This is a genomic window from Cellulomonas fimi (assembly GCF_012952065.1).
GTDB classification, from domain to species: domain Bacteria; phylum Actinomycetota; class Actinomycetes; order Actinomycetales; family Cellulomonadaceae; genus Pengzhenrongella; species Pengzhenrongella fimi_A.
Genome location: NZ_JABCJJ010000052.1, coordinates 1 through 7,430 on the forward strand (window position 1 = coordinate 1; position 7,430 = coordinate 7,430).

Consider the following 7,430-nt stretch of genomic DNA (forward strand, 5'->3'; position numbering starts at 1 on the left):
CTTCTGCATGTCCAGGACGAGCAGCAGGGTCTTCTTCGGGTCGATGGTCGGCGCCAGCATGTTTGCGCGGTTGATGACCTCGTCGATGTGGTCGTAGGTGTAGTCCAAGGACGACATGCGATCTCCTTTTGATCTTGTGTAGCGGTTCCGGTGGGATCACGTGCGGCGCGGCCGCTCTTCGGCGGCCACGATGGTTCAACTCGCGCATCTTCATGCGCCCCGCCCACGCTAGTTAGTTGGTGGTCTGGTGATCTGAAGTCTACTGGTCAGACCACTGATGTCAACGTGCCGGGTGACCCCTGGGCGACCCACCGCACGCCACGGTCGTCGACGCGGCTGGACAAGCTGGAGTGCTGCCGGAACCGGGTCATGCGGGCCTAGATGTCGCTCCGCACGGCCCCCGGTGCCAGCCGCTCACATTCCGGGCGCATCGGCGTTGCTCGGAGTCCTGGTCTGAGCCACGATGTCAGGGAAGCGTGCCTTGATGTACTCGGCGGCCCGCACTGCCACGGCCTGCAGGGTGCTGGTCGGGTTGACCGCGGCCCCCGTCGTCAGGGAGCTCGCGTCGGCGATGAACAGGTTGGGGACGTCCCAGGTCTGGTTCCACTTGTTGGTGACGGAGTCCTCGGGCGTGTTCCCCATCCGGCAAGTCCCCATGATGTGCCAGCCGGGAGGTGGGCCGTCCACGCCGCCGATACCGGTGCTCGCGGTGTCGATGACCCCGCCCGCGGCGTCCGCCGCCTCGCGTGCGCGCGAACGACCCCACTCGATGAGCCGTCGGTCGTTCTCGTGAAGGTCGTAGTGCACGTGAGCGGCGGGAAGACCGTCGCTGTCCGTCACTCCCGTCGTGTCCAGGGTGACCCGGTTGGTCGCGACCGGGAGGTCCTCCCCCTGGACATACACCAGAGCGTGACGACCGAAATGGCTGTTGAAGAACTCCCGGTGCCCGGCGCCCCAGGGGGCGATGTTCCCGGTGTTCGTCCCCAGCGCGCTGTTGGCCGCACCGAGCGCGGTTCCCACCTGAAGCGAAAATCCGTTCACGAATCCGCGCGAGGTATCCGTGTCGTAGAATTGCTGGCTGTACAGCACGGCAGGCTCGGGGCCCTTGAACCCTTCGAGCGGCTCGTCGAACCAGTAGTCCTCGAACGACCAGCTGTGGAACATCAGGTGCGTGCCCACGAGCCCGTTGCTGTTCGCAAGACCGTCAGGATGCCCCTTCTGGGCCGACATCAGCAGGAGGCGGGGCGTGCCGACCGAGTTCGCCGCAACCACAACGATCTTTGCGTTCACCTCGTGCCGCGCCCCCGTGTCGCGGTCAATGTAGGTCGCTCCGGTGGCTTTGCCGTTCTTGGTGTTGATCCGCTCCACACGGGCGTTGGTCCGGAGCTCGACGCCGTTCGCAAGGGCGGCCGGCCAGTAGGAGACGTCCGTCGAGGCGATCGAGTGTCGCGGACACCCACCCAGGCAGAAGCCGCAGTCGTTGCAGGGAAGCCGGTTGTTCTTCTGGCGCGTCAGGATCGCGTTGTCAGCGGGCCACCAGTGCCATCCGAGCTTGTCGAACCCCGACCCCATCTTGTAGCCCACCCGACCGCCGCGGCTTGCTGGCCCCCAACCTTCGGGGCGTGGCGGGTTGCCCGGGTCACCGACACGACGAGCCACTCCGATCTCGGCGTCGTTGATGGCGTAGTACGGCTCGAGATCCTCGTAGCTGATCGGCCAATCGATCGTCCCCTCGACCCCGTGCTCCGTCCCCTTGCGGAAGTCCACCGGCTTGAACCGTGGCCAGGCACCGGCGTAGTGGAGGGTCGATCCGCCGACGCCGTTCATCATCATCGGCGCCGCGTTGCCCGTAGTCGGGTAGTCCTCAGGCATCATTCGCACATTCGAGTACCAGGACCACGCCCTGTTGCGCTCGATCTCCCAGCTGTCGTACATGTGAGCGTGCTCCATGGCGTGGAGCCACGGTCCCTGTTCCAGGCACACCACCTTGACGCCGCCGTCGCTCAGGCGCTTGCTCACAGCCGCGCCGCCCGCGCCCGCGCCGATCACCAGCACGTCCGTCTCCGTCACTGCCTTCATGTCGTCACTCCTAGTCGTTGAAGAGCACACCGGTACAGGCTCAGGCTCCGGAGGGGGTCGGGGCCGGTTGCGCGGTTGGGAGGTCTGGGACGCCAGAGCGTTTGACGGCTCTGCGCGCGGCGAGGTCGTCCGGGAGGTCCACGGGGCGCACGTCCTGCGTCCGGATGTACGTCCCGGTGACCCTGCTCAGGAGAGCCTCATCCCAGTCGGCCATCGAGTCGCTATACCCGAACGGCTGCGGGCTGTAGCGGTAGTCCTTCCCGGCCTCGAGATGGATGTTGATCGCTCGGATCACCTCGGGCCTCGAGTAGTAGCCGTAGTAGACGACGTCACGAACACGGGTGAAGAACTCGGCGTCGTCTGCCTCAAGCCGACGGAGCACCTCCACCCGGCCGAGCGGATCGCGCGCCATCAGCTTGCCCGCCAGCTTGCCGAGCCGGGCCTTGAACTCGATCTCGGGGAGGAACGGGTACCACTTCGCCTCCTCACTCGCCGGAGTCACGTACCGCGCGAAGAAACCGACGATGTTCACTGAACTCGGAGCAGGGAATCCATCCCCGCCAGGGATGATCTCGTCAGCCACCGCGTCGAGGACTGCTGCTTGTTCGTCGGTGAACTGCACTCCGCGGCCCCAGCCGCCGAGTGGCGGCTTGCTGACTTGCGTGGCGCCCAGCTGTGTTGCGATCAAGATTTCCATCGGTCGTCCTCTCTTACTTCGGATCGAAACTTGCTCGAAACCAGTGGCGCCTTACTTGCTCGTTCTGGTGTGCGGTTCACGAGGCTGGCTCTCGCCATTGGGGGACACTGCTGGCGAATCCTCGTCCGTAGCCGGCGTGCCGGCGGAGCCAAGGGGTCGCCGGTGGAACAGGACCGACTTGGCCATGGCCCCGAGGGAGCCGCGCAGGTCTGCGCCCTTTCCCGAGGTGACGAAGACCGCGAAGAGGATCAGGAAGCCCTTGATGATGAGCTGTGGCTCGGCTGCCACTCCCCGCAGATTCATGATGTTGGAGATCGTGCCGATGAGCAGGCCCCCCAGGACTGCCGCCGCCGGGGAACCGAGACCTCCGAACAGTGACGCGCCACCAACCACTGCTGCCGCGATGGAATCGAGCTCGAGTCCCTGACCGAGCCTCGAGCTCCCCTCCCCGAGCTGTGCTGCGAGCATGAACCCGGCGATCGAGGCCAGCGCCGCGGAGATCACGTATGCCGCCACCACGTTCCGCTTCACCGGGAGGCCCGAGAGGTGCGCAGCCTCTGCGTTGCCACCGATCGCGTACAGCTGGCGGCCAAAGGTGGACCATCGCATCAAGACAGCAAAGATGACCGTGACCAGCGCGAAGATTAGGACCTGCCTCGGAACCCCTCCGACATCGCCTGAGAAGAGCCCGATGAACGCCTGGTTCTCGATCCTGACGTAGGTCCCTCCTTGCACGAGATAGGCAAGGCCCTGGACGACGCCGAGCATGCCGAGCGTGGCGATGAACGGTGTGATGCGCGCATAGACGACAAGCGCACCGTTGACGAGGCCGATCACCCCGCAGGCGAGAAGACTGAGCGCCACCGTGCTCCAAGCAGAACGCCCTTGCGCCATGAGCACCGCGCTGGCGACGGTCGAGAACGAGGCGACAGCCCCCACGGATAGATCGATCCCGGCAGTCACGATAACCATGAACTGCCCGACGGCGAGCACGGAGACAACCGCCCCGGTGATGAGGATGTTCCTGAAGTTCGCCTCCGAGAGGAAGTACGGCGAAAGTAGAGCACCGATCACCAGGACCACCGTGATGGTGATCACCAGGGGCGCCTGACGAACGAACGGGCCAGCGATCCGTTGCCGGACTCCCACTCCCACCCCTGCAAGACCTGTGGTGGCCATCACGACTCCTCGTTTGTACGTTCATTGTTCGACTACCGGCGTGCAGACTTTCGTTGCGCTATCGAAGGAAGGAAACGAGCTCATCCGGATCCGTGTCGTCGTGAGCCAGCTCGGCGACGATCCTTCCACGGCTCAGGACATATATCCGGTCACACATCAGGGCCTCGTCGATCTCCGAGCTGGACACCAGCATCGAACCGCCGCCGGCGAGGAACGCCGTCATCTCCCGGTAGATCTCCTCCTTGGCGCCGACATCGACGCCACGGGTGGGTTCACTGACGATTAGGACCCGACTGCGCGCCAGCAACCACTTCCCGAAGACGACCTTCTGCTGATTGCCGCCGCTCAGGTCCCCAACCCGCTGGGCGACGCCGCGGGTCTTGATGCGCAGGTTGGCCGCCATCGTCTCCGCGAGCGTCTGCTCGAGCCTGCGTCGCAGTCGACCCCACATGCCTACGGACCGAAGGCTCGCCAACGTGAGGTTCTCGGCGACGGACATGCTGAGCACGAGGCCCTGGAGCTTGCGCTCCTCGGGCAGCCACCCCAGTCCACTCGCGATCGACCTGCGAGGTGATCCGGGCGCCAGCGGCTTCCCGTCGACGAGCACCTCACCGGAGGAGCGCGGACGCCCGCCAAAGATGCAGGCAGCCAGTTCTGCCTGGCCGCTTCCCACGAGGCCCGTCACGGCGACCGCCTCCCCGGGCATGACCCGAAGGGAGATGTTCTCGAGCAGCGCTCCGTCACTGAGCGCGTGCACCTCGAGGGCGGGCGCGCCGGCGGTGAAGCCCGCGCCCCGTGGGTTGATCCGTGGCTGCTTCTCCGAAGCGGCCTGGCCGAGCATCCCACCCACCAGCTTGTCGCCGATCATGAGGCGCACCGCGTCGTCCTGATGGACCGAGGACGCAGGGCGCGTGGCGATCTGACGCCCGTCGCGCAGTATTGTGATGCGATCGCAGATGTCATAGACCTCGTCGAGACGGTGGGAGACGTAGATGATGCTCACTCCCTCGCTCTTCAGCCGGCGAAGGAGTGCGAAGAGCTTCTTGGCATCAGGTTGAGGCAACGCGGCCGTCGGCTCGTCGAGGAGCACGATCTTGGCCTCGCTGTGCACCGCCTTGGCGATCTCGATCGCCTGCCTCTGGGCCAGCGGGAGGTCCCGCACGCGTCTGGTGACGTCGATCTCGAAACCCAGGTCGCGCAGCGTCTCCCGGGCGGCCCGCCGAAGCTCTCGCCAGTCCACCGACGGACCCCGTCTCGGGAGGTCGGAGAGGAAGACGTTCTCCGCCACGGTCAGCTGAGGAACGACGCTCAGCTCCTGATAGATGGTGTGAACCCCAGACGCCCGGGCCACTGCGGGACTGCTGAGCCGCACGCGTTCGCCGGAGATTTCGACAGATCCGGCAGAGGGCTGCTCCGCGCCTGAGATGATCTTGACCAAGGTGGACTTGCCGGCCCCGTTCTGCCCCAGCAGCCCCACGGCCTCACCAGCACGGACGTCAAGATCCACGCCGGTCAGCGCCACGACACCGGCATAGGACTTGGACACCCCCCGCAGTGACAGCACCGGGGTGTCCGCACGTCGTTCATCCCCTGCGTCGGTCCATCGTTCGCCCCTCGTCGTCGAGCTCATCCCCGTGCCTCTCGTTGCGGTGTGACTGACTCCACAGCACAGGCAGTCAGTAAGGCACCTCGGCCTCGTAGTACTCCGCTGCGTTCTCGGGCGTCACCAGAGCAGGTTCGATGAAGTAGCTGCCACCCGGGCACGCCTCTTCCTTAGGCACACCGGCCATGGCGCTCTCGAGCATCTCCGCGCCGATCCGGCCCTGCTCGTAGGGTCGATTGGCGACGGTCGCGACGATCGGCCCCTCCGGGTCGTCCATCATCTGCTTGACGACGGACATCCGGGCGTCGTAGCCGCCGATCGTGACCTGATCCCACAACCCGGCGCCCTTCAACGCCGTCTCGATGCCCGGGAGCATCGAATCGGTGACCGTGAAGATCGCTTGGAGATCAGGGTTCGCCGTAGCGATCGATCGCACGGCACTGATCGCTCCGTCCGCGTTGAACTCACCGAACACATCGGGCAGCAGATCGAGCTCCGGAGCGCCGTCCACCGAGGCATAACCCTCCTTGAACCCGGTGTCGCGCCGGGTGCTATTGGAGTCACCGGGGAAGCCCTTCACCATCAGCGCCTTAATCGTCGCTCCCTCGCCGTGCTTCTCCAGGAGTACGCGCGCCATCTCGATACCGATCTGGCGCGCGTTCTCCACCTCGTCCTCGGCGACGTAGCAGTAGGCAGCGTCTGCGAGGCTCTCATCCAGTGAGGTGTTGACCAGGACGAAGGGGATCCCGGCGTCGGTGAGGGCGCGCACGCTGGACCCCACAGCGAGCGGATCGGTCGGGTTGAGGACGAGACCGTCCACCTGCTGCGTGATGAAGGTGGAGATCTGAGAATTCTGAGTCTGGGGCGACCCTTGGCCGCTGACGACGGTGAGCTCGTGACCCAACTCCTCCATTCCGGCCTCGACGCCTTCGGCCTGGACCTCGTACCAGCCGTTGCCGAAGTTCGCCTGGGCGAACCCGACCCTCTTGGACTCCTCGACCGAACTGGGCTCGCCCGGGGCTCCATCAGCTTCGGTCTCCGCAGCCTGCGAACACGCCGAGGTGGTTGCGAACAGGACCAGCGCTCCGGCACTGATGCCGAAACGAGTCGAACGAGCGTGCGCCATTGGAAGCTCCTTCTACGTTATCCGGAACGAGCGCCAGGACCTTCCGACTTCAACGTCGGAGCTGCCTGGGCGGTCGTGGCTCAGGTCCGGTCATCAGGTGGTCTGATCTGTGTAGTAGATCGGATAGGAACAGCCGTGTCAACGACGGGTTTTCGCCGTTACGCTTTCGTTACCTGAGCCTCTGCCGGGCTCGGGCCGCTCGGACGCGCGGCCCGTGTCCTGGCGTGGCAGCCGCCCGCAACTCGTCCGCGGGTGAGGCCCCAGGGGGCTGGGGTGTGCGCGGTAGACCGGGCCGATGCCTGGCCAACACCCGCGCCGCGGCAGTTCATACAGCCCCGCGTACACCACGAGAAAAGTGGCCACGCAGCCCCACTCCGAGCCAGAAGACCGGTGGCCACAGTACGAGCGAGACACCCATTGCCGATCACCAACGTAGCTCCGAGCAGGTGCCAGGCAGGGAGCCGCGCGGAGTTGGGAGCATGGATGGCGATCACGGCGGGCCGTTCGAGCCGCCACAAGTGCCGGCTAAGCAATACCCGCAGCACAAGCCAGATCGGCCAACCGAGGACTGCCAGCGGCCAGCCGATGACGTCCCCGAAGGGCGGGCGAGCCATCGCCCGAGTGGAGTCCGCCAGAGTGGTGTACCGGTAGCCCGGTGAGCGCGTCGCGGTAGACGACGGCGCGGTCACCGCGTGACCCTTCGAGTGAACCTCTCACAGCACCCTCGAAGTGGAGACCCACGATGA

General features: G+C 65.7%; 5 protein-coding genes. All 5 read right to left on the reverse strand.

Annotated elements, in window-relative coordinates:
* Positions 1 to 414 precede the first annotated feature (414 nt).
* On the reverse strand, positions 415 to 2,079 hold the full coding sequence (locus HIR71_RS15980) for a GMC family oxidoreductase (protein WP_169326058.1): 1,665 nt from the start codon (positions 2,077 to 2,079) through the stop codon (positions 415 to 417).
* Between the two features lie 40 nt (positions 2,080 to 2,119).
* The gene (locus HIR71_RS15985; RefSeq protein WP_169326059.1) at positions 2,120 to 2,776 is read right to left on the reverse strand and encodes a gluconate 2-dehydrogenase subunit 3 family protein; all 657 of its coding nucleotides are present in this window, start codon (positions 2,774 to 2,776) and stop codon (positions 2,120 to 2,122) included.
* A 51-nt stretch (positions 2,777 to 2,827) separates the two neighbouring features.
* Entirely contained in the window at positions 2,828 to 3,874 is a 1,047-nt protein-coding gene (locus tag HIR71_RS15990; protein ID WP_169326060.1) for an ABC transporter permease, read from the reverse strand.
* Positions 3,875 to 4,013: 139 nt separating this feature from the next.
* Entirely contained in the window at positions 4,014 to 5,501 is a 1,488-nt protein-coding gene (locus tag HIR71_RS15995; RefSeq protein WP_169326061.1) for a sugar ABC transporter ATP-binding protein, read from the reverse strand.
* Positions 5,502 to 5,631: 130 nt separating this feature from the next.
* Positions 5,632 to 6,684: a sugar ABC transporter substrate-binding protein gene (locus tag HIR71_RS16000; protein WP_169326062.1), complete on the reverse strand. Its 1,053-nt coding sequence runs from the start codon at positions 6,682 to 6,684 to the stop codon at positions 5,632 to 5,634.
* Positions 6,685 to 7,430: the final 746 nt, after the last annotated feature.

Bases quoted from the DNA above. Each gene is read 5' to 3' on its own strand.
- HIR71_RS15980 (WP_169326058.1), bottom strand. From the start codon at position 2,079: ATGAAGGCAGTGACGGAGACGGACGTGCTGGTGATCGGCGCGGGCGCG.
- HIR71_RS15985 (WP_169326059.1), bottom strand. From the start codon at position 2,776: ATGGAAATCTTGATCGCAACACAGCTGGGCGCCACGCAAGTCAGCAAG.
- HIR71_RS16000 (WP_169326062.1), bottom strand. From the start codon at position 6,684: ATGGCGCACGCTCGTTCGACTCGTTTCGGCATCAGTGCCGGAGCGCTG.